The sequence below is a fragment of the Flavobacterium calami genome (assembly GCF_038290035.1).
Lineage (GTDB): Bacteria > Bacteroidota > Bacteroidia > Flavobacteriales > Flavobacteriaceae > Flavobacterium > Flavobacterium calami.
In genome coordinates this window covers 1-26,381 of record NZ_JBBYHS010000031.1, presented here as the reverse complement: position 1 = coordinate 26,381, position 26,381 = coordinate 1, and the positions used below count along the sequence as shown (strand labels likewise).

The 26,381-nt window shown below is 35.9% G+C and carries 21 protein-coding genes, 2 tRNA genes and 1 rRNA gene; 14 read left to right on the top strand and 10 right to left on the bottom strand.

Annotated elements, in window-relative coordinates:
* Positions 1 to 150 precede the first annotated feature (150 nt).
* The 3 genes from rrf to AAEO57_RS20415 all read left to right on the top strand — a co-directional run bounded on the left by rrf (position 151) and on the right by AAEO57_RS20415 (position 474).
* A 5S ribosomal RNA gene (gene rrf / locus AAEO57_RS20425) occupies positions 151 to 260 on the top strand.
* A 49-nt stretch (positions 261 to 309) separates the two neighbouring features.
* A tRNA-Phe gene (locus AAEO57_RS20420) sits at positions 310 to 382 on the top strand.
* A gap of 6 nt (positions 383 to 388) precedes the next feature.
* Positions 389 to 474: transfer RNA gene (locus AAEO57_RS20415), tRNA-Leu, on the top strand.
* A 423-nt stretch (positions 475 to 897) separates the two neighbouring features.
* Here AAEO57_RS20415 and AAEO57_RS20410 read toward each other — a convergent pair.
* The 8 genes from AAEO57_RS20410 to AAEO57_RS20375 all read right to left on the bottom strand — a co-directional run bounded on the left by AAEO57_RS20410 (position 898) and on the right by AAEO57_RS20375 (position 9,891).
* Complete coding sequence (locus AAEO57_RS20410; RefSeq protein WP_341694879.1) at positions 898 to 2,004, bottom strand: pectinesterase family protein; 1,107 nt, start codon at positions 2,002 to 2,004, stop codon at positions 898 to 900.
* A gap of 89 nt (positions 2,005 to 2,093) precedes the next feature.
* Positions 2,094 to 3,398 (bottom strand): L-fucose:H+ symporter permease, encoded by a 1,305-nt coding sequence (gene fucP, locus AAEO57_RS20405; RefSeq protein WP_341694878.1) that lies wholly within the window; start codon positions 3,396 to 3,398, stop codon positions 2,094 to 2,096.
* Positions 3,399 to 3,523: 125 nt separating this feature from the next.
* The gene (locus AAEO57_RS20400; protein WP_341694877.1) at positions 3,524 to 3,964 is read right to left on the bottom strand and encodes a MaoC/PaaZ C-terminal domain-containing protein; all 441 of its coding nucleotides are present in this window, start codon (positions 3,962 to 3,964) and stop codon (positions 3,524 to 3,526) included.
* Between the two features lie 85 nt (positions 3,965 to 4,049).
* Complete coding sequence (locus AAEO57_RS20395) at positions 4,050 to 5,114, bottom strand: Gfo/Idh/MocA family protein (protein WP_341694876.1); 1,065 nt, start codon at positions 5,112 to 5,114, stop codon at positions 4,050 to 4,052.
* A gap of 2 nt (positions 5,115 to 5,116) precedes the next feature.
* Positions 5,117 to 6,340, bottom strand: coding sequence for an extracellular solute-binding protein (locus AAEO57_RS20390; RefSeq protein ID WP_341694875.1), 1,224 nt, complete (start codon positions 6,338 to 6,340; stop codon positions 5,117 to 5,119).
* Entirely contained in the window at positions 6,340 to 7,476 is a 1,137-nt protein-coding gene (locus tag AAEO57_RS20385; protein ID WP_341694874.1) for a CaiB/BaiF CoA transferase family protein, read from the bottom strand. The genes AAEO57_RS20390 and AAEO57_RS20385 overlap by 1 nt, the downstream gene beginning before the upstream one ends.
* A gap of 128 nt (positions 7,477 to 7,604) precedes the next feature.
* Positions 7,605 to 8,747: a CaiB/BaiF CoA transferase family protein gene (locus tag AAEO57_RS20380; protein ID WP_341694873.1), complete on the bottom strand. Its 1,143-nt coding sequence runs from the start codon at positions 8,745 to 8,747 to the stop codon at positions 7,605 to 7,607.
* Positions 8,748 to 8,751: 4 nt separating this feature from the next.
* A complete protein-coding gene (locus AAEO57_RS20375) occupies positions 8,752 to 9,891 on the bottom strand; it encodes an ABC transporter substrate-binding protein (protein ID WP_341694872.1) in 1,140 nt (379 codons plus the stop codon).
* 289 nt (positions 9,892 to 10,180) lie between these two features.
* Between AAEO57_RS20375 and AAEO57_RS20370 the strand changes: the two genes are divergently transcribed.
* The 7 genes from AAEO57_RS20370 to AAEO57_RS20340 all read left to right on the top strand — a co-directional run bounded on the left by AAEO57_RS20370 (position 10,181) and on the right by AAEO57_RS20340 (position 16,346).
* A complete protein-coding gene (locus AAEO57_RS20370) occupies positions 10,181 to 11,368 on the top strand; it encodes a glycoside hydrolase family 88/105 protein (protein ID WP_341694871.1) in 1,188 nt (395 codons plus the stop codon).
* Positions 11,369 to 11,389: 21 nt separating this feature from the next.
* Entirely contained in the window at positions 11,390 to 12,154 is a 765-nt protein-coding gene (locus AAEO57_RS20365) for an SDR family NAD(P)-dependent oxidoreductase (protein WP_341694870.1), read from the top strand.
* 96 nt (positions 12,155 to 12,250) lie between these two features.
* Positions 12,251 to 13,105, top strand: coding sequence for a fumarylacetoacetate hydrolase family protein (locus tag AAEO57_RS20360; protein ID WP_341694869.1), 855 nt, complete (start codon positions 12,251 to 12,253; stop codon positions 13,103 to 13,105).
* Between the two features lies 1 nt (position 13,106).
* Positions 13,107 to 14,120 (top strand): zinc-binding alcohol dehydrogenase family protein, encoded by a 1,014-nt coding sequence (locus tag AAEO57_RS20355; protein WP_341694868.1) that lies wholly within the window; start codon positions 13,107 to 13,109, stop codon positions 14,118 to 14,120.
* A gap of 156 nt (positions 14,121 to 14,276) precedes the next feature.
* Positions 14,277 to 15,074, top strand: coding sequence for an SDR family oxidoreductase (locus AAEO57_RS20350; protein ID WP_341694867.1), 798 nt, complete (start codon positions 14,277 to 14,279; stop codon positions 15,072 to 15,074).
* Between the two features lie 5 nt (positions 15,075 to 15,079).
* Positions 15,080 to 15,916 carry an amidohydrolase family protein gene (locus AAEO57_RS20345; protein WP_341694866.1) on the top strand — a complete coding sequence of 279 codons (837 nt, stop codon included), beginning with the start codon at positions 15,080 to 15,082 and terminating at the stop codon, positions 15,914 to 15,916.
* A 43-nt stretch (positions 15,917 to 15,959) separates the two neighbouring features.
* Positions 15,960 to 16,346 (top strand): hypothetical protein, encoded by a 387-nt coding sequence (locus tag AAEO57_RS20340; RefSeq protein WP_341694865.1) that lies wholly within the window; start codon positions 15,960 to 15,962, stop codon positions 16,344 to 16,346.
* Positions 16,347 to 16,432: 86 nt separating this feature from the next.
* On the opposite strand, the gene pelA is transcribed toward AAEO57_RS20340, so the two are convergent.
* Both pelA and AAEO57_RS20330 read right to left on the bottom strand, forming a co-directional pair.
* Positions 16,433 to 17,641 carry a pectate lyase gene (gene pelA, locus AAEO57_RS20335; RefSeq protein ID WP_341694864.1) on the bottom strand — a complete coding sequence of 403 codons (1,209 nt, stop codon included), beginning with the start codon at positions 17,639 to 17,641 and terminating at the stop codon, positions 16,433 to 16,435.
* Positions 17,642 to 17,713: 72 nt separating this feature from the next.
* Positions 17,714 to 19,402 (bottom strand): glycoside hydrolase family 28 protein, encoded by a 1,689-nt coding sequence (locus AAEO57_RS20330; protein ID WP_341694863.1) that lies wholly within the window; start codon positions 19,400 to 19,402, stop codon positions 17,714 to 17,716.
* Positions 19,403 to 19,805: 403 nt separating this feature from the next.
* Here AAEO57_RS20330 and AAEO57_RS20325 point away from each other — a divergent pair, with 403 nt between their 5' ends.
* From AAEO57_RS20325 to AAEO57_RS20310, 4 genes are all read left to right on the top strand, one after another.
* Positions 19,806 to 22,328 (top strand): L-rhamnose mutarotase, encoded by a 2,523-nt coding sequence (locus tag AAEO57_RS20325; RefSeq protein ID WP_341694862.1) that lies wholly within the window; start codon positions 19,806 to 19,808, stop codon positions 22,326 to 22,328.
* A gap of 53 nt (positions 22,329 to 22,381) precedes the next feature.
* Positions 22,382 to 23,446 carry a Gfo/Idh/MocA family protein gene (locus AAEO57_RS20320; protein ID WP_341694861.1) on the top strand — a complete coding sequence of 355 codons (1,065 nt, stop codon included), beginning with the start codon at positions 22,382 to 22,384 and terminating at the stop codon, positions 23,444 to 23,446.
* Positions 23,443 to 25,023 carry a sodium:solute symporter gene (locus AAEO57_RS20315; RefSeq protein ID WP_341694860.1) on the top strand — a complete coding sequence of 527 codons (1,581 nt, stop codon included), beginning with the start codon at positions 23,443 to 23,445 and terminating at the stop codon, positions 25,021 to 25,023. Before AAEO57_RS20320 ends, AAEO57_RS20315 begins: the two co-directional genes overlap by 4 nt.
* Before the next feature lie 224 nt (positions 25,024 to 25,247).
* Positions 25,248 to 26,282, top strand: coding sequence for a hypothetical protein (locus tag AAEO57_RS20310; protein WP_341694859.1), 1,035 nt, complete (start codon positions 25,248 to 25,250; stop codon positions 26,280 to 26,282).
* Positions 26,283 to 26,381: the final 99 nt, after the last annotated feature.

Genomic DNA, 26,381 nt, shown 5'->3' with positions numbered 1-26,381 from the left:
AGAACTTTCTAATAAATAAAAACCTTTCTTTATCTCAGTATGTTAAAATATTAGCTCGACGCGAGTAAGTCGTAAAGAGGAAAGTCCAAAGTTAAAAAGTTAGTAAAATGACTTTAGACTTTATGACCTTCGACTTTAGACTAAAAACCTTAAGGTGGTTATAGCGGCGGGGCTCACCTCTTCCCATCCCGAACAGAGAAGTTAAGCCCGCCTGCGCAGATGGTACTGCAGTATTGTGGGAGAGTATGTCGTCGCCTTTCTTTGAAAACCCTGTTTCTAATGAAACAGGGTTTTTTGTTTAAAATGAGAGGTACCTTAGCTCAGATGGTAGAGCAATGGACTGAAAATCCATGTGTCCCTGGTTCGATCCCTGGAGGTACCACGAATTGCTCGGATGGTGAAATTGGTAGACACGCTGGACTTAAAATCCAGTGAACAGCAATGTTCGTGCGGGTTCAAGTCCCGCTCTGAGTACAAAGCGCAATTACTTTTAATAAAGTAATTGCGCTTTTTTTTTGCCTTTACAGTTTTTATGGATCATGCGCAAAAGATTGGATAATCTGGGATCAATAAATTCTTCTTAATTTTTAATTTGAGATATGCTCTTTATTAAAAAGCAGTGACTTTGTATCCAGCAAAACCCTGTTATGAAAACCGCAGCGGGAGAGGGATAGGAAGAAGCTACCGAAGTAGCCTGGATAGCCCGACAGCATTATAAAAAGGGGCATATAAAAATATAGGTTGGAAGCCCCTTTTTATAATGGGGACTCCTCATTATAAATGGAAATTTTTAAAAAGATAAAATGTTTAAATCAAAAATCTAAGAAAAGTTGAATGATTTAGATATGTGCTAAAAAAAGCGGATCTATATAATTGATCCGCTTTTGTAATAGCAACTTAGTTAAATGCTTTTTCAAAATTTGAATTGGCATTCTTGGCTTTTTTGGAAGGTAAGACAGAATCACATTTGTCTTTTTCAATTATCGGATTCCAGTCGCCTTCGAGTTTATTTGCGGTTGTAGTGTTTGCTGCAAATATTTTTTCTTTTGTGTATTCAGAGACTTCGACTTTATTCAATTGTTTAGACCATGAAATGCGTTTATTTGTATCTGAGCCAGGTCCAAAACAATCATATTCTGCATAGAAAGAAGTTTTCCAGTTGTCATAGGCTTTATTTTCCGGATCTTTAGACCATATAGACCATCCTTCAGGTATTATAACCGATTCTTCGTAACAATGGATAAAAACTGTATTTGCACCAGCTCCCCAAGGTCTTCCAAGTGATACTTTTGAAATAGCTGCTTTAGGATATTTCATTATTATACAATCGTTGAATACAAATCCATATTTGCTTTTTCCTGCTTCATGATTTCCCGCAGTGATGTAAGAGTCTTTTCTGCATTGGATAACACAATTTTCAAACAAGGCTATTCCTGCCCCAAAAATAAAGTCTGTTGTTCCATCAATGATACAATCTTTGATATAGGTTCTCTTATTTGCTTTTAGGTAAAAAGTATCCTGAAAACCGCTCATTTTACAATTATGAAATATTGTTCTGTCGCCGTTTACCATTAGAGCTACAGCCTGACCTCCTTTTTTATATTGGGGTAACTCACTACTAATTGTGTTTTCAAAAGTGATGTTTTCTGCAAAAAAATCATTTGCTTCAATTAAAACACTAAATGATTTGCTCGTTCCTCCGGCAATTTCAGCATAATCATCGTAAGTGAGAATCGTGTTTTTATACGATTCGCCAATTAAGGAAACATTTTTCTTTCCTGAGGTTAATTTTAGTTTCTCTTTATAAACACCTGGCTTTACAAAAATAACAGTACGTTTAGAATTATTATCAGGTACAGCATTAAAAGCATCCTGAACTTTTGTATAATTACCGCTTCCATCAGCAGCTACTACAATATCATAAGTAGTTTTGTTTTTTTGGGCGTATAGAAGTGCGCTAAAACTAATAAATAAAAAAGAAAAGGTAAGTAAAGTTTTTTTCATGTTAGATTTATGAATGATAAAGTTTAAAAATAAAATTTCCAAGGAACATTATTGCTCCTTGGAAATTTATAAAAATAATTGAAATTTAACTAAGAAACGACATTTTTTACTTTGTGCCCGAACATTCCAAAATAAAGAATAATTGCAAAACAAACCAAAGGAATGATATATCCAGCCTGAATATCATCATGTTTCATATCAATTAAAGTTCCCATTGCGTAAGGAAGAATTGCGCCACCCACAATAGACATTACCAACCATGATGAACCCGTTTCTGTATTGGATTTTAAACCTACTAATCCTAAGGAGAAAATTGTTGGAAACATAATAGACATAAAGAATCCAATTCCACCTAAAGCATAAATAACTACAATTCCTGATCCGTAAATGGCTATTAAGCAAAGTAAAATATTTGCAACACAGTAGATAGAAAGCAAAACATAATCTTTGACAAATTTCAAAAAGAAAGTTCCGCTAAATCGTCCAGCCATAAACAAGAAACCATAAATGCCAAGATAGTATGCTGCCGTTTTTTCATCTAATCCCGCTTCCTTTTGTGCTATTCGAACAAAGAAACTAGTTACGCAGACCTGTGCTCCTACATAAAAAAATTGCGCTACAACTGCCCAAGTTAAGTGGGAGAATTTCAAAACAGAGAAAAACCCAGGTTTAATTTCGTTTTCAGTTTGTTTAGATTTCATTGATGGCAAATGCATAAAGTAAAACATAATGGCTACTAAAACCAAGATGCTTCCTAAAACGATATAAGGTAATTTCACAGCCGAAGCCTCTTCTAATAAGTAAGCTGCTTTTGTCGCTTCTGGCATTGCAGCCATTTCTTCTGGAGTATGGTTGATTCCTGAAAGTATAAAAATACCTCCCAAAACAGGACCTAACATTGCTGCTAAACCATTAAATGATGCAGCCAAATTTAATCTAAATGATGAAGACTCTGTAGGGCCTAAAATAGCAGCATACGGATTAGCACTTGTTTCAAGAATTGTTAACCCACAACCAATAACGAATAAAGCAAACAGGAAAAGTTCGTAAGTTCTGGTGTTTGCTGCAGGAACGAAAAGAAATGCTCCTATAGCAAAAACTAATAAACCAGTAATAATACTATTTTTGTATCCTATTTTTTTTATAATCATTCCCGCCGGGATTGCCATTATAAAATAGGCAAAAAAGATGGCAGTGTCGATTAATGTTGATTGGCTATTATTAAGCTGACAAGCTTTTTTTAAGTGTGGAATTAAGATACCATCAAGTCCATGCGCCATTCCCCATAGGAAAAATAAGCTGGTAATTAAAATAAAAGGTAAAAGATATTTGTTTCCTTTTCCGCCTTCTGTTGGAACTTCATGTTGGTCTTCCGTTTGGTTGGTTACTTGCATAGTTAGATTTTTTTTTAAAGGGTTCAAAGCCTCAAAGGCTCAAAGTTGCAAAGGTTTTGGGTTTTGGGTTCAAGTAAAGAAATCTTTACCTCTTTATTACTTTGAACCTTTGTACCGCAAAAGAATTATTTCTTTTTTACTAATAAAAGGTGATCACATACTAAAACCACTTCACCTCGTTGGTTGATGATTTCTACATGCTCCGTCACCGTTCCCATATCCGGTTTTTTGGCTTCTCCTTTTTCCGAAATCGTAATTTCAGAATGGATGGTGTCTCCAATATGAACCGGCTTCACAAATCGCATTCTGTCGTATCCTTTAGAAAAAGCTTCCGGATTTATTTCAGAAGCAGTCAAACCGATTCCAATACTGAAAATCATTGTTCCGTGGGCAATTCGCTGTCCGAAAGGTTGTGTTTTACACCACTCTTCATCCATGTGATGTGGAAAAAAATCGCCTGTATGACCAGCATGAACTACAAAATCGGTTTCTGTAATAGTTCTGCCTAATGTAACTCTTTTATCATTAAGTTGATAGTCTTCGAAAAATGTGGATTTGAAATACATATATTTTTTTTTAGTTTAAAAGTCCAAAGTCCAAAGTCCAAAGTCCATTTCTTGAAAACTTTATGACTTTCGGCTTTTGACTAAATTATAATTCATTTAGTGAAATGGCTCCTTTTTCATTACTGATGTAACAGGCTTCGACAACTTTCATCGTATCGAGAACATCCTGAACACTCGCCAATAATTTTGAATCTGAACCTTCTTTGAAGCGCATCAAATTTGACATAGTACCAATGAAAGCTTCCGGAAACCAGGAACCTTCCAAATTGATTTTTTCCCATTCGTACGTACCATCTTTTTCCAAAGCAACTTCAAATTCGTCCGGCATACCGTCAGGGTAATTCATCAACAAGCCCATTTTGGCTTTAATTGCTCCTTTTGTTCCTTCCCATTTGATGTAGCTTTCTTCATGTTTTGGTCCAAAATGATGATCGTGATTCGTATTGATAACCACACGCATTGAATCTCCGTAATCCAAAATAATCGAAGAACGGCAGGAAGATAATTTTTTCAAAGGGTGATTAGTTGTTTTGGCGTAAACTCCTTTTGGATTTCCTAAAAAAGAACGAATGCAGTCAATATAATGCACGCTGTGAAATAGAATTTCCAATCTTGGATGCTCCTTAATGAGCGGGAACAATTCCCAAGGTGTGTTTACCGTAACTTTAAATTCTAAATCGTATAAATCACCAATAATTCCTTCAGTAATAAGATGTCTCGCAGCACTAACAAAAGACGCAAAACGCAATTGAAAATTAATAGCAGCAACTAATTTTTTTCTTTCGCAAACAGCAACAATTTCTCTGGCCTGAGCCAAATCATTTCCCATAGGTTTTTGAATCAGCACTGCAGCACCATCTGGCAATTGCTCCAGAATTTCGATGTATTGATCAGGTAGTACAGTGATGTCATAAACCGCATTTGATGGAGCGTTTTTTACAGCTTCGGCTACGTTTTCAAAAACATTCGGGATACCAAATTCTTCAGCCATTGAATGTGCTTTTGCAACCGTTCTGTTGGTAATACCGAAAACCGAAAAGCCAGCCATTTTATAAGCTGGAAGATGGGCATCTTTTACGATACCGCTTGCGCCAATAATGATGATTGGCTGCTTTGTTTCTGGTAATAAGGGTTTATATGGAATATTCATAATTATATAATTTGCAGAATAAGATTCTGTGTTTCTTCTAATAATTTTTCGGATGGAATGTTGCTTTCTAATGATTTTAAAACCATCTTGTCAATAAGCTCGGCTACTTTTGGCCAAACCGGAGTTTGAGGAAGTGTCAAAGCATTTTCATGTAATGTTTCCAGTTTATGATAAAACGGAATAGTTGTGTTGATTTCAACATCATTCCACGTAGATTTACGGCAACCGATTCCGCCTTCGGTCGTTAATAATTTATCACTTTCCGGAGTTGTGGCAAATCGTAGAAAATCGTACGCCAGTTTTTGGTGTTTACTTCCTGTGCCAATGGTGTACAGCCAATACACATTCAGTGAAGCCGTTTTATGATTTTCGTTATGAGGCAATTCCGTAATATCAACTTTTTCTTTTACAGCTGATTCTTCAATCACTTCGCACATCGAGGCAAATCCAAACCAGTTGATCGCCATTACTGCTTCTCCTTTGGCGAAAGCCATACCAGCTTCAACAGAACCAAAATCTTTTGATTGCGGATGAATGGCTTTTTTATTATTGGCTATAGTTCTGTAAAAATCCAAAGCTTCAATTGCACTGGTGTGGTTAATATCGATTTGGTTTTGGGAGTTTAATAAAGAGCCGCCTCTTGTCCATAATTGCAGGCAAAAATCAAAAACCATATTATGACCGTCAGGATAATGTGCAAAAACAGAACCGTATAAATTTTGTTCAGGGCGACTGAAAAATTCGGCAATTTGAGTAAATTGTTTCCATGTTTTGGGAGGATGTAATTCGTAACCAAACTGCTTTTTGAAATTTTCTTTTTCAGTCGAATTTTCAAATAAATCTTTTCTATAAATCAAACATTCCGGTCCATCATGAAATGGTAATCCATAAGTCCCATTATTTATTTGTTGTAAATGTAATAAAGATTGATGCCAGCCTTCAGGATAATTTTCTGGCGGATTTTCAGAAATCAATGGGTTTAAATCCAGAACTGCTTTTTCATTCACAGCATCAAAAATCCAGTCGGTATTAATGTGCGCTATGTCCCAGTTTCCGTTTATTAAACCTTTATTGGTAATGGTTTCTTCGTATAAATCATGCAGTTCCAGCGGAATCATTTCTGCTTCAATAGTGATGTTGTTTTTTAGGCAGAACAAATCCCACAGCTTTTGCAGCGTACTTTCAAAAGGATCAAATTTCCGGACAGCGATTCGTAATTTTTCCATTAGCCTATAAATTCTTTAATAATTCGCTCGTTGTCCTGTCCTAATTTTGGTGAACCTTTCCCTGATGTGAAAATTTCTCCGTCAATTCTAATAGGACATCGGGTAGTTTTATAATTGTAACTGTCAAGCATTTCAACTCTTTGTACGAAATTCAAAACCTGAAAACCTTCTTCTGCAAAAAGCTGTTTGTAGTTCAGGACTTTGGCACACCAAATATCTGCGGGTTCTAAAATATCCAGCCAATATTGGGTTTCCTGAGTTTGTAAATGTTCAGCTAAAATATTTTTGATGTCATCTCTTAATTCAAATTTATTCTCGGGGAATTGTAATAACGCATCGCATTTTAAAAGCGAAGCCAAAACCGGAATCGATCCCATGGCCAAAGCTAAATAACCATCATTGGTTTTGTAAATTCCGTAAGGCGCACCCAAATAAGCGTGAGCATTGTTAGATTTTGTTCGGACAGGCAGTTCACCGCCATCGTTAAAATAAGTTGTAATGGTTTCAAACTGAAAATCAAAAGCCGATTCCAGCATGCTTACCTGAACTTTCTCCCCAATATTATGAGTTGCTTTTCTATACAAAGCAGCTAAAATTCCTTGTGCCAGATGTGCTCCCGCCAACATATCCACAATTGATAATCCCATTGGTACGGGTCCATCCTCCTGATTTCCACTTAACCATGTTAAGGCTGTCAAAGATTGCAATAATAAATCCTGTCCCGGTAAATCTTTTAATTCGGATTTTGTGCCATAACCCGAAATTTCGGCATAAACGATATTAGGATTAATCTCTTTGACTTCGTCATAACTCAAGCCTACACGTTCCATTACTCCGGGTCTGAAATTGTGCATGACCACATCGGCTTTAGCCAATAGTTTTTTTAATTTTTCGAGTTCACTTTGTTGTTTGAAATCAATTGCAAATGATTCTTTATTTCTGTTGATGGTATGAAAAACGGACGATTCTCCATTCATAATCAAATCAGAAGTATATAAGGTTCTGCAGATATCACCTGTTCCCGGTTTCTCAATTTTTATCACGCGCGCCCCCAGATCTGCCAATCGTAAACTCGCTGAAGGGCCGGAAAGAAACTGGCTAAAATCTACTATTAAATAATCTTCTAATGGTTTCATTTTTTTGTTTAATCGTTTAACTGTTTAACCGTTGAATTGTGTGTTGAGTATCATTTTTGTTTATCGTTTAGCTGTTGAATTGAGTCTTACTGATGACAAAACGATTTAACAAATAAACGATTCAACAATTAAACAATAAATTCTTCGTGTATCGTTTCATTGTGTTCTCCTACTTTTGGAGCAGCTTTTTGACTAACCAAAATTTCTCCATCCAGTTGAATCGGGCTTCGGGTAGTAACCATTGTTTCTCCGGCCGAATTTTTAACGGTTTGTTTCAATTGCAATTCCTCTACAAAAGGCTGGCTGTCTAATTCCTCGTAATTGAGTACTTTTCCACACCAGATTCCTTCTTTTTGAAGTAATTCAATCCAGTAATCTGCTTTTTGAGTCAATAGTTTTTCTGCTAATATTTCCCTGATTTCATCTCTTTGAGAAAACCATTTGTGTTTATCAGTGTATTTTTGGAAATCGATTTCTAAAACACTTCCAATAAAAAGCAAATCGCCCATTGCAAGAGAAATATACCCGTCTTTAGTTTGATAAACTCCGTAAGGAGCGCTTAGAAAAGCATGAGCACTTCCTTTTACATCACTTCTTTGTGGCTGTTGTCCTCCATCATTCAAGTAAGAAGTTATTGCTTCAAACTGAACATCCAAAACCGATTCCAGCAAGCTGACTTCGACCAAAACACCTTTTCCGGTTTTAGCTCTTTTAAGTAAAGCTGCTAAAATTCCCTGAACGAAATGGTTGCCGCACATCAAATCGGCTACAGCCAGACCAAAAGGAACTGGTCCCTGACTTTTCCTGCCGCTTAGCCAGCTTAATCCCGAAAGTGACTGCAAAAGCAAATCCTGTCCCGGTTTATTTGCCCAGGGACCTTTGTCTCCGTAACCTGTAATGGTTCCGTAAATTATTTTTGGATTAATATTTAAAGTTGTTTCAAAATCCAGTCCGATTTTTTCCATTACGCCCGGACGGAAATTATGGGTCATAATATCCGCTTTAGCGATTAATTTTTTTACTAAAATTAAATCTTCGGGATTTTTTAAATCGGCTGCAAAAGATTCTTTATTTCGGTTAATGGTATGAAATAACAGACTGCTTTCATCGACAAAAAGATCTTTGATGCTCAACTGGCGGCAAGCTTCACCTTTTACAGGACGTTCAATTTTAATAACCCTTGCTCCTAAATCGGCTAATTTTAAACCCGCAGAAGGTCCTGCCAAAAACTGGCAAAACTCCAATACAACTAATCCTTCTAATGGTCTCATGCTGTTATAAGTTTAAAGACTTAATGTATAGTCCATTCATTACTTCCAGAATCGATTCTTCATCACCGCCATTCATTAAATAATCACGAACAACATCTCCGGCATGATCCTGAAAATACATGTGTCCGGAATATCGTGGTCTTAAAAAAGCCCTTTCTAAAGCCGGTAAAGTATTTTTGAAATAATCATGAGTTACTCCGTTGATTCTTTCGCTTTTCCACGCTTGTAAATGCCCCGGCTGTCCGCCATTATCTGAAAAAATATTCTGCTGTACCTGTGATGATCCTGTAAATTCAGCATATTTTATAGCTTCAGGAATATATTGGCTGAATGAAGAAACTGCCAAACCGGTTCCGCCCAAAGAGCTGATCATTGGTTTGTCATTCAATTTAACTAAGTCATAAAAGTGAAGCAGATTTTTGCTGTAACCAATTCTTGAATAATTAGAATAGCCATACGCAAAAGGGCAGTAAGCAATCTCATCCGAATTGACCATAGCTTCATATACCTCAATCGGATTACGGTTAAAATTAGCCGAATCCATTAATTGAGCAAGTTCACGATGCATCTGTAAAGCTTTTTTTCCTGTTTCCACAGAAATGACTTTTTCCTGAGATTGAAAAGGGTCTTCGCCCAGACTACAGCAAAAAGAGTAAAAAGTCATTAGCGAATCTACCGGAATACCCGCAAAAGCAATTAATCCTTTTTTGGCCAAAGCCAATAAATCATCATAAGTCTGTGGGACTTTTAATCCCTGTTTTTCTAAAATATCCAATCGTGCGGCAGCAACCGGAGTCGCAGCATCTATTGGTAATGCCCATAATTTGTTGTGAAAAACATAACTTCCGTAAGATTTACCCACGGTATTGATTTCCTGATCTTTGATATATGCTTCAGAAAGATAATCTGATAAAGGCAAAATTGTTTTGGTATCGGCACCAAATCCTGTCCATGGATGGTCTATAACCAATAGGTCAAATCTTTTGGCTAAGTCTTCAATCGAAGCATCTGCAAATTCTTGTAAACTCCTTTTCTCCCAACTGATTTCTATATCCGGATTCAACTCTGTAAAACGTTGAGCTGTGGCAACCATTGGTAATAACCCTCTGGTGTGATTCCACGTAATCCCTTTTAGTTTTTTCATTTTGATAGTCTAAATTTAATAAATGTGATTTTCACATTTACAAATATAGAAATTAGATTCAATTGCTAAGATTATATGATTTGTTTTTTCTCAAATAGTGCAATATTTTTTTATATTTTGTACAAAATACACATAAAATGTGATATTGTTTTTGATTATATCTATTTTTAGGCATTGATTCTTAAAATAAGTACTTGGTATTAATATTAAGTTTTATATTTGTAAATGTGAAAATCACATTTATTTTCGCTTAGAATTTACATATAATACAATTTTTAAAGTAGCGGTTATGCTTAAAACTTTTTTTCTTTCCAAAATGATTGTCTTACTGATTTTTGTAACCACAATTTTAAATGCTCAAAATACAATCCCAACAAAGCTGAAATGGTCGGAAAGAATGGCATTAACACTGATGCAGCGTCACCCTGAATCGTATATGATTGATGATGCCAAAGTAGCACATATCAGTTATGTTCATGGTTTGGTTACTTATGCTTTTCAGGAATTAGGCAAGCAAAAAAAGAATGAAAAATACACGGCTTATGCCAAACAATATGCTGATGAATTAATTGACGCTGATGGAAATATTAAAACCTATAAATTTGAATCTTTTAATATCGATAATATACCTACAGGCCGAATTTTGTTTGATATCTATGAGCAGACTAAAGACAAACGCTATTTGATTGCAATGCAGACTTTGCGTAAACAATTAGAAGAACAGCCTCGTACCGCAAGCGGAGGTTTTTGGCATAAAAAAATATATCCTAACCAAATGTGGCTGGATGGTTTGTATATGGGTGAACCATTTTATGCAGAATATACCGTTACGTTTGAAAACGGAGCTAAGTTAGATGATATCGCTCATGAATTTGAATTGATTCAGCAAAAAGCAACGGATCCAAAAACTGGATTGTTATACCATGCCTGGGATGAGAGTAAAGAAATGCCATGGGCAAACAAAGAAACCGGCGTTTCGCCTAATTTTTGGTCCCGATCAATGGGCTGGTATGTGATGGGATTGATAGATGTTCTGGATTATTTTCCTAAAGATCATCCAAAAAGAAAAGAATTGATTTCGTATTTGAATAACATTTCTAATGCCTTAGTAAAATTTCAGGATCCTTCAGGATTATGGTATCAGGTAACCGATATGGGAACACGTGAAGGCAATTATTTAGAAACTTCCGGTACGGCTATGTTTGCTTATGCTTTTGCAAAGGGAGCTAAAAAAGGATATCTGCCTAAAAAATTCAAAAAAATTGCTGAAAAGGCTTTTGATGGTATTACTTCAAAATTTGTTAAAGTATATCCAAATGGAGAAATTGAAATTACGAATGCCTGCGCTGTAGCAGGTTTGGGAGGAAAGCCTTACCGTGATGGTTCTTACGAATATTATATTAATGAAAAAAGGAAAGATAACGATCCTAAAGTAACCGGACCATTTATTCTGGCAGCTTTAGAATTAAACAGATAAATTAAAACACACACATATATTATGTTTTCATTACAAAATAAAAAAGCAGTCATAACTGGCGGAGGCAGCGGAATAGGAAGAGCTATTGCAACTTTGTTTGCAAAACAAGGCGCAGAAATTCATATCATTGATTTAACAATAGAAAGTGCTCAGGATGCGGTCGCAGATATTGAGCAATTGGGCGGAAAAGTATTTTCGTATGCCTGTAACGTGGCGAGTCAGAAAGAGGTTATTGCTACATTTGAAAAAATTGGAAATATCCATATTTTGATTAATAATGCAGGAATTGCCCATGTTGGAAAAGTAGACACCACACCTGAAACCGATTTTGATCGTGTGATGGATGTAAATGTAAAAGGCGTTTACAATTGTCTGTACGCTGCAATTCCGCAATTCAGATTGTCAAATGGAGGTGTGATTTTGAATATGGCTTCTATCGCATCATGGGTTGGAATTCAGGATCGTTTCGCTTATTCAACTGCTAAAGGTGCTGTAATGGCAATGACTTTATCGGTAGCAAGAGATTACATCGATGAAGGGATTCGCTGCAATTCAATTTCACCGGCAAGGGTTCATACTCCATTTGTAGATGGATTTATCAATAAAAATTATCCGGGGAAAGAAGCTGAAATTTTCGAAAAACTGTCTAAGTCACAACCAATAGGGCGTATGGGAAAACCAGACGAAATTGCTGCGCTGGCAATGTATTTATGCAGTGATGAAGCCGGATTTATTACCGGAAGTGATTATCCTATCGACGGAGGATTTATAAAATTAAATAATTAAAAAAGAGATGCTAAGGTTCTGAGATACTAAGCTGCTAAGATTTTAGCCTTAGAAACTCAGAACCTTAGAATCTTAGTAACTTAAAAAATTAAGAAAATGAAATTAATACGTTTTGGAGCTGCCGGACAAGAAAAACCGGGTGTTATTATTGGGGAAAAAAGATATGATGTTTCTTCAATTGTTTCGGATTTTAACGAAGCTTTTTTCGAAGACAATGGTTTAGAGAAATTAAAAAAAGCTTTAGAAAGTAATCCTGTTTTACCTGAAGTTGATGCAAGTGTACGTTTGGGTTCTCCGGTAGCGAGACCTTCAAAAATAATCTGTATCGGATTGAATTATGTAGATCATTGTCATGAAACTGGTGCTCCGATTCCAACAGAACCAATTATCTTTTTCAAATCAACGACTTCTTTATGCGGTCCGAATGATGATTTGGTGATCCCAAAAAACAGTGAAAAAACGGATTGGGAAATCGAGCTGGCATTTGTGGTGGGCAAAAAAGCAAGTTATGTAGAAGAAGCAGAAGCTTTGGATTATGTAGCAGGATATGCTTTATTAAATGATTACAGCGAAAGAGCTTTTCAAATTGAAATGGGCGGACAATGGGCAAAAGGAAAAGGTTGTGATACTTTCGCGCCTCTTGGACCGTTTTTGGTTACACAGGATGAAATTGCCGATGTAAATAATTTACCAATGTGGCTGACAGTTAACGGAAAGAAATTTCAAAATAGTAATACGTCTAACCTGGTTTTCAAAATTCCATTTTTAGTGCATTACCTAAGTCAGTTTATGACCTTGCTTCCTGGCGATATCATTAGTACAGGAACGCCTCCGGGAGTTGGATTAGGAATTAAGCCGGATCCAATCTATATCAAACCGGGCGACGTTATCGAATTAGGTATGGACGGTTTGGGTTCAAGTAAACAAGTAGCTAAAGCTTATTCTAAATAAAATGAAATATATTGTTTGCGAAAAACCGCAGGAGTTTCTAATCAAAGAAAAACCAATGCCGGAACCAAAAGAGGGAGAAGTACTTTTGAAAATTAAAAGAATAGGAGTTTGCGGAACCGATATTCATGCTTTTGGAGGGACACAGCCTTATTTTGAATACCCAAGAATTCTGGGTCATGAATTGGCTGCTGAATATGTCAAGGGAAATGCTAAAGGTTTTGAGCCAGGTGATAAAGTAACATTTATTCCGTATTTCAGCTGTGGAACATGTGTAGCGTGTAGAAATGGATTAACAAACTGTTGTGCTAACATCAAAGTTTTTGGTGTTCATATTGACGGTGGAATGGCAGAATATGTAACTATTCCGGAACAATATTTATTGCACGGTCAGGGATTGGATTATGATGAACTGGCTTTGGTTGAACCATTAGCAATTGCAGCACACGGAGTAAGAAGAGCTGCTGTAAAAGCTACTGATACCGTTTTGGTAATGGGGGCAGGACCAATCGGAATTGGATTGATTCAGTTTGCTAAAATTGCCGGAGCCAAAGTAATTGTTATGGATATTAACGATTACCGATTAGGTTTTTGTAAAAATGAACTGAATGCTGATGAAACGATCAATCCGTTGAATGAAGATGTAGCCGAAAAATTAAAAGAATTAACCAATGGCGATATGGCGAATGTAGTCATCGATGCGACAGGAAATCAAAAAGTGATGAACAGTGCTTTTAATTATATTTCGCATGGCGGAAGATTCGTATTGGTAGGGCTTCAAAAAGGAGAATTGAGTTTCAGTCATCCTGATTTCCATAAAAGAGAATCTACTTTGATGAGCAGCAGAAATGCGACTATCGAAGATTTTGAATATGTAATGCAATGTTTGAAAGAAGGTAAAATAGATCCGAAAAAATACATTACGCACAGAGCTGATTTTGAGGATATGATCAGTGAATTTGGAAATTGGATTGATCCAAAAAATAACGTTATCAAAGCGTTGATTGAAATAAATTAAAATTATTTGTAAAATGTAAAATGTGATACGATAAATTTCATTGTGAGAAAATTTAGAAAAAATATAACTGAATAAGTTTTCCTTTTATATCTCCAAAAATTACGTTTCATAATCTACATTTCACATTTTACAAATTACTTCTAACATAATAATGATATGGATTTAGGATTAAAAGGCAAGATTGTAGTAGTTTCCGGTTCAGCCGGAAAAGAAGGGAGTATTGGTGAAACAATCATAAACCGATTGGCTGATGAAGGTGCTATTCCGGTTTTGGTGGACAGAAACAACAGAGGCTTTGGTTATGCGGAAGCTTTTCAGAAAAAAGGAATTGATTCTTTGTTTGTACAAACGGATGTGACCAATCCTGATGAAATGCAAAATGCAGTAAACAAAATTGTTGAAAAATACGGCAGGATAGATGTCGTGATTAATAATGTAGGGGTAAATGACGGTGCCGGTTTAGATGCTACTTACGAAGAGTTTATGGATTCATTAAAGCTTAATGTGGTAAGTTACTTTTTGCTCGTGAAATTTGCACTTCCATACCTAAAAGAATCAAAAGGTAATATTTTGAATATTGGTTCAAAAGTAGCTCTTACAGGTCAAGGTGGAACTTCAGGTTACGCTGCTGCAAAAGGTGGCGTTTTGGGACTTACGAGAGAATGGGCTGTAGATTTGATTCAGTTTGGAATCCGTTCGAATGCCATTATTATTGCTGAATGTTATACGCCAGCTTACGAAGACTGGATAAAAACAGTACCGGATGGTGAAGCAGTTTTGAAAAAAATAAATAAAAGTATTCCGTTTGAGTCCAGAATGACTACAACAGAAGAAATTGCAGATACGGCACTTTTTATCATTTCAGAGCGCTCTTCTCATACTACAGGACAATTTGTTTTTGTTGATGGAGGTTATGTGCATTTGGACCGTGCTTTAATCAGTGATGTAAATTAGTGTTTATGAATAACCGAATTGACTCCCATCAGCATTTTTGGATATTTGATCCGGTTAGGGATAGCTGGATTGATGATTCGATGCAAAAGATTCAAAGGAATTTTTTACCCGAAGACTTGTCTCCATTGCTTTCCCAAAATCAATTTTCGGGATGCGTAGCGGTTCAGGCAAGTCAGTCTGAAGAAGAAACTAATTTTTTATTAGATCTCGCTTCAAAAAATGATTTTATAAAAGGAGTTGTGGGCTGGGTTGATTTAAGAGCTGAAAATATTTCAGAGCGATTGAGTCATTTTTCTCAATTTGAAAAATTAAAAGGGTTCCGACATGTTGTGCAGGGAGAACCGGATGATTTTATGTTTGGGGCGGCATTTCGTAAAGGAATCGAAGCTCTGAAGGAATTCAATTTTACGTATGATATTTTGATTTTTCATCATCAGCTGCCGGCTGCAATAGATTTGGTGAAATCTTTCTCTGATCAGGCTTTTGTGATTGATCATATTGCAAAACCGGATATAAAATCGGGTGAGATTGCGTCCTGGAAAGAAGGAATTAAGGAGATTGCAAAATTCGAAAATGTAAAATGCAAAATTTCCGGAATGGTGACGGAAGCCGATTGGAACAATTGGAAACCATCCGATTTAAAACCGTATCTGGATGTGATTTTTGAAAACTTCTCTGCAGATAAATTAATGTTCGGATCCGACTGGCCGGTTTGCAATGTAGCTTCAGATTATAAGCAACTGGTAAAAACATTAGAAGATTATATGTATCAGCTTTCAATAGAGGATCAGAATAAAATCTGGTTTGAAAATGCTAAATCATTTTATAAGTTGAATGACTAAGTTGTATGCAATCTTTGGAAAACTATACACAGAAATTATTGTCATGAAAAAAGTAAAATTAGTTTTGGGTATATGTTTAATATTGTTAATTCTATCATGTGAAGGATCAGATGCTTATCAAGGTAAATGGAAAGCATTAGATTTAAAAGGTAAAAAACATCAAATTACTTTTTCGCAAAAAGAAATTACTATAAAAGATAGCTCAGGGAAGTCTATAATTCATAGTTATATTCAAAGCGGAATGGGGCATCATGGTTCTTCAGATAAGTCTGTTGACACCTATAAAATTCTATTAAATAATGGTCAGAACTATCAAATTTATTTTCCCAAAAATGACGAAAGTCTAGGATTAATTATGGACGGTAATGGATTGCAAATATTTACTATTAGTAGAAAAGACTATTTAACATATGATGATATTAATAAGTGATTGGATTAAGATTCCATAATATTGTAATATAAAAAAAAGCGTGAATTTCTACAATTCACGCTTTTTTTATGATCAGTTTAGACTTTTTATTTTTTTAAAACATCAGTTTCAGGAGTCCATTTTTTCTGCCACTCCGGATATTTTTTTAATACTTTTTCAGGATTATAAGTATACCATGCATATCCGCTTCTGCGTTCACGACTTACTTCTGCTAATGAATAAAGATACACACTGTCCCTGTCGCAAAACAAAGGCCTTCCGGTTCCTAATTCGTAATAGCGTGTCCAGATTGGTGGTGCTGTCGGATCATTTACAACACGACGGTCGTCTTTCACTTTTTTGAATTTTGAATCAAACTCCGGAGCCTCGAAAGTCTCTACTCTGGTATTGTAAATTTTAGAATCTTCAAACCATTTGACGGCGCTTTGTACCGATCTGATAATCTGTTCGTTTGGATTCTCAATTCTCATTAAAAATAAAACAATATCAACGCTCTCTGCATTACTCACGCTTGGCGGTTCAAATTTTCTTGCCCAGGCAGGTAGTAAAGTAACTTCGTCATGTTGCTGACACCAGGCACTTAGTTTTCCGTGGTCAGAAATTTGAGTTTTTAAAATACAGTCGATTCCTTTTTCGTAGGCTGTATTTACTTTGTTTTTTGTTTCAGCATCTATAAAACTAAAATTAGGATCGTTATGAACTATTTTATCCAGCAGATTCATAATTCCCATGTAGGCACCGTCATTAAAAGTAATATGACGGCTGTATCCTTTTTCTAAAGGATAATATTGAGGCCATCCTCCATTAGCATATTGTGCTTCCAAAATAAAATCGATTCCTTTCAGACAGGCCGTTTTGTATTTTTCAATTTTAGTTTGTGTATAAACCTGCGCCAGATAATAAACATGAGTATATGTGGTAGAGTTGTCAAAAGTGGTATGTAAAACTGATCTTGAACCTACAACATCGTTTATTTGCTCAGGTGTCAAAATGGCACGCATATCATAATTTTTTGGCCATCCTCCGTTATCACGCTGAAAGCAGATAATATTATCCGCTATTTTGGTGTATTCGGATTCTTCGTATCTCGGCTGATTCGGTATCGGATTTACGATATTGCTTTTGTCGGCAATACCATACCAGTGATTCATACTGTCGCTAAATGGTTTTGTACTGATTACCGTCGTCTTCTTATCTTTTTCAGATTGTGCACCTGAATAAAGAAATGAAAAAGATGTTAATATGATTCCGAATAATAAGCTTTTATTACTGGACAGACTTTTTAATGTTTTCATAGTAATTTTTGATGAACTTCAGTTGTGTTTAGTTTAAACTTAGACACAACTGAAGCTTAAAGGTTTAATTAACTATAGTTTTACCGCTGATTTTGGAACAGTTTCTCCAATAACGGTTTTTTTGGCGAAATCTGAGTTTGCAGAAGGGACAAATTCTACGTTCTCAGTAGCTTCTCCATTAATAGTAATGGCTTTAGATGAAGTAGAATTGAATTCGATATCTTTAAACGACATGTTTTTTCCGTTATAAATATCAATTACGTTTGGCTTTTCAATATCCAGTTTCGCATTGTGAATTTTGATTCCGTTGACATCCACAATAGTAAATCCTTTTTCTGCTTTAGCAATCAAATTAGAGATTTCAATATTTTCAAGATTCATTTCAGGTAATCCTTGTAAAAATACAGCTTGCTGCGCCCCTTTGATCGTTACATTTTTTATTGAAATGTTTTTGAACTGTGGCGTTTTTTCATCTACAGGCATTTTTTGGTTCACAATTTTATCACCGCCTTCTTCCAAAGTTTCAGCAATGGATTTTCCTCCATAATAAAGATTGAATGAAATCGCCTGAGAGGGAATATCGGTCATGAAAATGTCAGAAATAAAAATATTTTCAACAACACCGCCGCGTCCACGGTTACTTTTAAAACGCAATCCTACATCAGTACCCATAAAAGTACAATTAGAAACGTGCATGTTTTTTACGCCCCCAGACATTTCGCTTCCTACAGTTACACCTCCGTGTCCATGATACACAATATTGTTTTTTACAATGATATTTTCGCAAGGAACTCCACGATCTCGACCATCTTTGTCTTTTCCTGATTTAATACAGATGGCATCGTCTCCTACATCAAAACTTGAATTTTCAACAATAACATTTTTGCAGGATTCTACGTCAAGACCATCTCCGTTTTGTGAAAACCATGGATTACGAACTGTTACATTACGAACAATTAAATCTTCAATCATTAATGGATGAATGTTCCAGGCCGGAGAATTTTGAAATACAGGGCCGTCAAATAATACTCTTTTACTATTTTGGATACTAACCAATACCGGACGTAAAAAATCATGAATAGCTTCAAATTCTTCTTTTGTTTTCAAATCCAGACGCACATTCTGATCCGCTCCAACCGAAGCTTTCATAAAGGTTTCTGATGGATACCAGCTGGTTTTGCTTTCGTTCAGAACTCCGCCTGAATTCACAAACGCCTTCCATTGGCTTTCTGTTAGTTTTGCTTTTTTAACCTGTCTCCAAACTTCGCCTGAACCATCCCAGACACCATTTCCTGTAAAGGCAACATCTTCAAGATTTTTTCCGTAAAGTGGAGAGATACAACGCCAGGTGTTTAAACCTTCAAAGCTGGTTTCGATGATTGGGTACAAACTTTTGTCAGGAGAAAATTTGATTAAAGCTCCGGTTTGGGCATGTAATTCGATTTTGCTCTTTAGGATAATTGGTCCTGTAAGCCAGATTCCGGGAGGAATAATTAATTTTCCACCTCCTTTTTTTGAAAGTGCACTAATAGCATCTTCAAAAGCTTTTGTGTTTAAAACATATCCTCCGTTTACGGCGCCAAAATCTTTTAAATTGACTGTGTTTTTTGGAATTTTTGGTTCATTGACCTTTGCCATTTTAAATTCAATGTTGTCGTACGTGCCATTGGATTTTGATTTTTGGGCTACCGCATTTCCTGAACAGCCAATGGTCAGAACAGCCAGAAGCATACGGAAAAAGTGTGTTGGATTAGTTTTCATTCTTATTGAATTAGTTAAAGTTTGATTTTCGATGTCAAAATAGTACGATATGTGTATATTGGTAAAACTTTTTTTATAAATAGTAAAATAAGTTCCCTAAAAAAACGAAAATACTACAATGTAATCGATTGCACAAATTTAATAAAAATATTTACAATATATTTAATAGCTGAAAAACGATTTAGATCATCTGTAAAGCTATTTCATTATCTCTTTTGTAAATAATTTCGGTTGTATTGATAAATCATATTGAAAAAATGCAGGTGGGTGCAGGACACTTATATTTTTATGTTCTGTTAAATTGTACCCATTATTTGGTAAAAGTGTAAAAAACACATTTATTTGCGAATTTAATATATTGGCAAGAAATATAACCTTACGGCTTTACCTAAAAAAGAAAAAAATGCGTTTAAATATTTTTACTAAAGTTCTAATTATCTTTTTGATAACAATTTGCACATTCTCATTGCATGCTGCTGAAATCTGGGTTTCACCTCAGGGAAAAGACACCAATCCCGGAACAAAGGCCAGTCCCTTGGCAACAGTTCAGATGGCAGTCAGGAAAGCAAGAGAACTACGCCGTCTGAAAGATCCGTCCATAAAAGACGGAATCCGTATTATCGTAATGAACGGAACGTATTATTTGAACGAACCTTTATTCGTAAGGCCTGAAGATTCGGGAACGGCAGACAGTCCGACGACTATCGAAGCGGATGCGAATGCTAAACCTATTTTGAGCGGCGGAATCGAAATAAAAAACTGGAAAAAATCTTCACTTGCCATAAATGGCTTAAAAGCAGGAACAATCTGGGAAGCAGATGCCCCGCAACAGGCAGGTGAAATTCTAAATTACCGTCAGTTATGGGTCAATGGCAAAAAAGCCGTCAGAGCGAAAAGCACTGCCGGAAATCAAATGGACAGAATTTTGTCATGGGATAAAGATTCTGAAACCTGCTGGATTCCTTTTAAAGACAAATCGGTTAAGTTCGAACCGGGAATGGAAATGTACATCGTGCAATGGTGGGCAATTGCGAATCTTCGAATCAAAAATATCGAAATCAAAAAAGACAGCGCAAGACTTTCTTTCGAACAGCCGGAAAGCCGAATCCAAAGCGAACATCCTTGGCCGGCTCCGTGGATTTCTAAAAACAACGGAAATTCAGCTTTCTATTTAAACAACGGAATTTCAATGCTGAATGAACCGGGCGAATGGTTTTTAGACAGAAAAAAAGGAAAAATCTATTACATTCCAAGAAAAGGAGAACAACTGAATTCGGTTAAAGTTACTGCGCCGGTTTTAGAAAATTTGGTAAAGATTGAAGGTACTCTGGATACTCCGGTACATCATTTTAATTTCAAAGGAATTTCGTTTCAATACAGCAACTGGCTTCGTCCTTCACAGCAGGGACACGTGCCGTTGCAGGCCGGAATGTATTTGCTGGATGCTTATAAATTAAAAACTCCGGGAACGCCAAATCAGGCGAGTTTAGAAAATCAGGGCTGGGTGGGAAGACCAAGAGCAGCCGTTGAGGTAAATTACGCCCATAATACACTTTTTGAAAGCTGTTCTTTTGAGCATTTGTCCTCTACAGGTTTGGATTTACACAGAGGAACGAACCATAATATTGTAAAAGGAAATTTATTCAAAGATATTGGTGGTAACGGAATCAATCTTGGGGTTTTCTCCGAAGAATCATTCGAAGCGCATCTGCCTTATACCGTAAAAGACGATCGCGTAGTTTGTTCAGATGAATTAATTTCGGATAACCTGATTACCAACGTAGCCAATGAAGATTGGGGATGTCTGGGAATTGCTGCCGGTTTTATTAAAAATCTAACTATCGAACACAACGAAATTTCGGATGTGGCCTATAGCGGTATTTCGATGGGCTGGGGCTGGACGCACACCGAAAATGTAATGCGTAATAATAAAATTCTGCGTAATAAAATTCATCATTATGCGAAACATTTACATGATGTAGCGGGAATTTATACGCTTTCATCTCAACCAGAAAGCCGAATAGAAGAGAATTACATTGATAAAGTCTACAACAGTCCGTATGCACATGATCCGTTTTTATGGCTGTATTTGTATACCGATGAAGGAAGCCAAGGATTTACCATCAAAAACAACTGGATTCCGATTCAGAAAATATTGAAAAACAATAATGGTCCTAAAGGAAATATCTGGCAGGATAATTATGCTTTTGTAGATCCAAAAATTAAAGAAAATGCTGGAATTCGTTCGCCATACAACAGTTTATTAGCCAAAGAAGTAGTGGTTGATGAAGCCTGGGGATTGCAGGAAATGCCAAAACCCGTAGCGATTGAAGTAATAGGAAAAGATCTGGATATCGAAAAGATCAAATCAACGATTAAAGGTTTCCGAATTGTAGGCGAAGAATTGTACCAATGGGGAAACCATTTGGTAATCTATGGCTTGATGAATCAGCCGGAAAGAACGAAAAGAAAACTGGCGTTAGCTTTTCCTAAACTGGAAATCAAAATCTATGAAAACCCTGTGTATGATTTTCAGAATTTTGAAAGATGCAAAGGTGTAAAACCGGTATCGGAATGGGAAAATATCGTTTTGACGGCTAATTTAGTTGAAGACGAAAAACTGCAGAAAGAATATGTGGATTACCACACCACCCAATTCGAAAAATGGCCGGAAATCGCCAAAGGTTTCTGCAACGCCGATTTTCAGCAGTTACAGGTTTTCAAAAACGGAAGACAATTAATGTTGGTTATCAGTATTCCAAAAGGAGAAAGTCTGGATAAACTGAATCCAAAAACGACCGAAAATAATCCGCGTGTTAACGACTGGAACAACTTAATGAAAAAATACCAAACGGGAATCGAAGGCGCAAAACCTGGGGAAGTTTGGATTTTCCTGAATAAAGTGAGTGTTGAAGAGAAAAAGTAGAGGAAAGAATAAAGAGCAAAGAAAATAACTATCTAAAACTAAAAATATAACCAATGTTAAAAATAGCTATTCTGGGACTTGGAGAAGGACGAAGCACGATGTCGGCCGCTTTAGAAAGTTCAAAATTAGAACTTGTAAAAGTGTGCGACAGAAACGAAGAAATCTGCAAACAAAGAGCAAAAGAATTCGATTTTCATTCGTATACCACAAACTATGACGATTTATTAAACGATGATGCCATTGATATCATCGCAATCTATACGCCCGATCATTTGCACGCTCAACACGTAAAGCAGGCTTTGTTGGCAGGAAAGCACGTAGTGTGTACCAAACCATTTATCGATGATCTTTCAGATGCTAAAGAACTATTGGAGCTAAGCAAAAAGACAGGAAAAAAAGTTTTTATTGGTCAAAGTTCAAGATTTTTCGAACCTGCAAAAAGACAAAGAGCCGATTACGAAGCGGGATTGATAGGAGATTTAATTACGATTGAAGCCCAGTACCACGCAGACCACAGATGGTTTTTGAAAAAAGAATGGTCTTTGCTGCAATCTTTTAAATGGCTTTATGGTGGTTTGAGCCATCCGGTAGATTTCATCAGATGGTACCTGCCAAACATCGAAGAAGTGATGGGGTACGGAATGATCAGCAGTAACGGAAAATCAGCTGGATTGAAGAATGAAGATACGATGCATTTTATCTTCAAAGCGACAGACGGTAGAATCGCCCGAGTAAGCGGAGTCTATACTTCGCCAACGCAACCAGCTCAAAGAGACAGCGGTATGAGTACCATTTTAAGAGCAACCGAAGGTGCCAGCCAGGCCGATTATCACGAACTGCGTTATGCCGTTACAGACAAAACCGGTGAAGAAAAAGTAATTACCTGGGGCGACAGCACTTTAAAATATTATTTCCGTTTTGAAGGGCAGAGCCATCACGGTGGGGAATATCAGAATTACTTAGAATATTTTGTCGATAGTATCGAACAGAATTTTGAAGCATACCCAAACATGGAAGAAGGAATTGGAACGGTAGCTTTACTTCAGGCAATGGATCAGTCTTTACAAACCGGAATGCCAGTAAAAATTGCTGCTATTCTTAACCAATATGGACTATGAACAGCATCTACGATAAATTAACGGCCCTTGATTTTATCATTGTTGCTGCCTATCTGGTGATTTTGTTGGTCATTGGATATGTGGTGAGCGTGAAGCAGAGCAAAAAGAACGAAACGCTTTTCATGGCGGGAAATTCCCTGAACTGGTACAACATCGGGTTCAATATGTGGGGGACTAATGTGGGACCTTCCTCTTTATTGGCTTTTGCCAGTATTGGTTATGCGACCGGAATCGTGGCCGGAAATTTCGAATGGTATGCCTTTGTCTTTTTATTGCTTTTGGCTATCGTTTTTGCGCCAAGATACATTGCGAGTAAAGTCAGCACCATGCCCGAATATATGGGGAAACGCTATGGTGACAGTACACAGACGATTTTGGCCTGGTATGCTATGGTGAAAATTTTGGTAAGCTGGTTATCGTTAGGATTATTCAGCGGTGGAATTTTGGTACGTCAGATTTTAGGAATCCCGATGTGGCAGAGTGTGACGGTTTTAGTGATTTTCTCCGGAATTTTTACTTATGCGGGAGGATTGAAGGCCATTGCAAAAGTGAATGTTTTTCAGATGATTTTATTGATTGTCGTTTCGCTTACCTTATCATATTTAGGTCTGCAGAAAGTAGGTGGAATCGAAGCGTTGATTGCCAAAACACCTTCTAATTTCTGGAATCTGGTACAGCCTGCAGACGATGCACATTATCCGTGGCCTGCTATTTTATTAGGTTATCCTGTGGCGGCAGTTGCATTTTTCTGTACGGATCAATCGATGGTACAGAGTGTTTTGGGAGCCAAAAATTTAGAACAAGGACAATTGGGAGTGAACTTTATAGGATGGCTGAAAGTAATGGCATTGCCGTTGTTTATTTTACCGGGAATCCTGTGTTCGGTTTTGTTTCCTGAATTGGGTAAAAACTCTGATTTGGCTTATATGACGATGGTGACGAATTTATTCCCAAGCGGAATGAATGGTTTGGTGATTTGTGTCATGATTGCCGTTTTGGTGGGCACAATTGGTTCGTCTTTAAATGCATTGAGTACCGTTTTTACCAATGACATTTATGTAAAGAAAATGAATCCGACAGCCTCTATAAAAGAACAGATCAAAATCGGACGATTGACGATTGGGGCAGGCTGTGTGTTTGCGATCCTGATTGCCATTGCGATTGACAACATCAAAGGACAGAATTTATTCAACATCTTTCAGGCGGTTTTAGGTTTCCTTGCGCCATCATTATCGGTTGTATTCTTATTGAGTGTTTTCTGGAAACGCACGACCAAAAAAGCCGTAAATGCAACGCTTTCCTGGGGTTCAGCCTTTAGTTTATTCGTAGGAGTTTTGTATTTATGGATTTTTCCTGCAGATAAATACCCGGTTTGGCCTCACTTTTTATTGATTTCGTTTTACATTTTTGCCGTGCTTTTAATTGCAGCAGTGCTAATTTCTTTAGTGGATAAAAATCCGGAAGTTAATTTTTCAGATGAAAGGGATATTCCTAAAACGAGTAAGAAAGTGAAGCTTTTGTTTGGTTTGTTAGGAGTGGTGATTTTGGCTTTGTATTTGGTTTTTAATGGGAATTAAATAGTTTTCGAAATATATATTAAATGAACGCTTTCTTTTACGAGGAAGCGTTTTTTATACAATTATTAAAATACAAAGTATTAAAAAGATGATTTTTAAATCTACTATATTTGAACATATAAACAGGAAAAATCTTCGGTAATGATTTTTTAGTTTAAAAAGTGAAGTTAATCACTCGATTTTCAATTTCTAAATGTTTTACAAATAATTTTAAAATGTCTAAAATGGTGAAAGTATTACAAAGATTGCAGTTTGAAAATGTTTTTCCTGATGAAAAGCCTAAAGAAGTAATAGATTATTTAAAAAATGTGTCTAGGGAATCTTTATTAATGTCAATTGGATTTTGTAGTAAGAATCCAGGTACTAATTTTGATAATTTTTTTTCTAATCCTGATTTGCATAATCAAGTTGTTCAAAGGGTTAAAGATTACTCAAAAGCAAATAGTATAATACAAAAACCAAGGGTAATTTCTAAATACGCTGGTCTAAAATTAGCTGAACTTATTTTATCTAATAAAGAAATTTTGAACAACAAGCGTATTTCAGTTGACGAAGATGAAATGAATTTGTTCAAAGCATTTCTTCTTATTAATACTCAACTTAATGCTCATCAAAAGTTAAATAATTTAAATGATGATAATTTTGAAAAGCTTGTTGATTTTAATTTAGTTCTTAAATTTCCTGAATCTGATTTAGCATTATTTGAAGAAGATGGTATAGAATTTTTAAAACTAGTTTTTTGTACAATTCACAAGGTTGAGGAATTATTCAAATTTTTGAATTCTAATCTAGATTTTGAAGAAATAAAAAATGAATTCTTAAATAGTTTTAGTGTAAGTTCAGAAGAAGAATTTATTGTTCAAATGAAATACTTATTTGGTCAATTATTAATGTCTATTATTTCAAAAGGATATGCTTTTGAAGTTCAAGATGAAGCATCATTGAAATTTTTACTTTCAATGACATCAGATAATATTATGTTAGATGAAGATTTTACACACTTGAAAAATAATCCCATTTATTTTTTAGGTGAGAATAGATTCTCAATAGTGAATTATTTTTTTGTAGTTGATAAATTTTATAGAAGTACAAAATTTAAACTCAAAGAAATTTATGAGAGTAAGGATGTTATAAAGAAAAAGTATGGTAACTTCTTTGGGTTTTTCAATAAAGAGTTTTCTGAGAATTTTTTAATGAAAAATGTACTAGATGATATTTTTAATAAAGAAGATTTTTCACTAGTGTCCACTAAAAATTAAAATAAGTTCTTTGAAATTATTGTAAATCTGTATTTTAAGAGTCATTTTAGAGCGTGACGATTTGAAATGATTATTATGTTCGTAAATCAATATTACGAA

Bases quoted from the DNA above. Each gene is read 5' to 3' on its own strand.
- fucP (WP_341694878.1), bottom strand. From the start codon at position 3,398: ATGCAAGTAACCAACCAAACGGAAGACCAACATGAAGTTCCAACAGAA.
- AAEO57_RS20325 (WP_341694862.1), top strand. From the start codon at position 19,806: ATGCGTTTAAATATTTTTACTAAAGTTCTAATTATCTTTTTGATAACA.
- AAEO57_RS20360 (WP_341694869.1), top strand. From the start codon at position 12,251: ATGAAATTAATACGTTTTGGAGCTGCCGGACAAGAAAAACCGGGTGTT.
- AAEO57_RS20370 (WP_341694871.1), top strand. From the start codon at position 10,181: ATGCTTAAAACTTTTTTTCTTTCCAAAATGATTGTCTTACTGATTTTT.
- AAEO57_RS20400 (WP_341694877.1), bottom strand. From the start codon at position 3,964: ATGTATTTCAAATCCACATTTTTCGAAGACTATCAACTTAATGATAAA.
- AAEO57_RS20365 (WP_341694870.1), top strand. From the start codon at position 11,390: ATGTTTTCATTACAAAATAAAAAAGCAGTCATAACTGGCGGAGGCAGC.
- AAEO57_RS20385 (WP_341694874.1), bottom strand. From the start codon at position 7,476: ATGAAACCATTAGAAGATTATTTAATAGTAGATTTTAGCCAGTTTCTT.
- AAEO57_RS20315 (WP_341694860.1), top strand. From the start codon at position 23,443: ATGAACAGCATCTACGATAAATTAACGGCCCTTGATTTTATCATTGTT.
- AAEO57_RS20390 (WP_341694875.1), bottom strand. From the start codon at position 6,340: ATGGAAAAATTACGAATCGCTGTCCGGAAATTTGATCCTTTTGAAAGT.
- AAEO57_RS20395 (WP_341694876.1), bottom strand. From the start codon at position 5,114: ATGAATATTCCATATAAACCCTTATTACCAGAAACAAAGCAGCCAATC.
- AAEO57_RS20380 (WP_341694873.1), bottom strand. From the start codon at position 8,747: ATGAGACCATTAGAAGGATTAGTTGTATTGGAGTTTTGCCAGTTTTTG.
- pelA (WP_341694864.1), bottom strand. From the start codon at position 17,641: ATGAAAACATTAAAAAGTCTGTCCAGTAATAAAAGCTTATTATTCGGA.
- AAEO57_RS20410 (WP_341694879.1), bottom strand. From the start codon at position 2,004: ATGAAAAAAACTTTACTTACCTTTTCTTTTTTATTTATTAGTTTTAGC.
- AAEO57_RS20355 (WP_341694868.1), top strand. From the start codon at position 13,107: ATGAAATATATTGTTTGCGAAAAACCGCAGGAGTTTCTAATCAAAGAA.
- AAEO57_RS20320 (WP_341694861.1), top strand. From the start codon at position 22,382: ATGTTAAAAATAGCTATTCTGGGACTTGGAGAAGGACGAAGCACGATG.
- AAEO57_RS20375 (WP_341694872.1), bottom strand. From the start codon at position 9,891: ATGAAAAAACTAAAAGGGATTACGTGGAATCACACCAGAGGGTTATTA.
- AAEO57_RS20310 (WP_341694859.1), top strand. From the start codon at position 25,248: ATGGTGAAAGTATTACAAAGATTGCAGTTTGAAAATGTTTTTCCTGAT.
- AAEO57_RS20345 (WP_341694866.1), top strand. From the start codon at position 15,080: ATGAATAACCGAATTGACTCCCATCAGCATTTTTGGATATTTGATCCG.
- AAEO57_RS20330 (WP_341694863.1), bottom strand. From the start codon at position 19,402: ATGAAAACTAATCCAACACACTTTTTCCGTATGCTTCTGGCTGTTCTG.
- AAEO57_RS20350 (WP_341694867.1), top strand. From the start codon at position 14,277: ATGGATTTAGGATTAAAAGGCAAGATTGTAGTAGTTTCCGGTTCAGCC.
- AAEO57_RS20340 (WP_341694865.1), top strand. From the start codon at position 15,960: ATGAAAAAAGTAAAATTAGTTTTGGGTATATGTTTAATATTGTTAATT.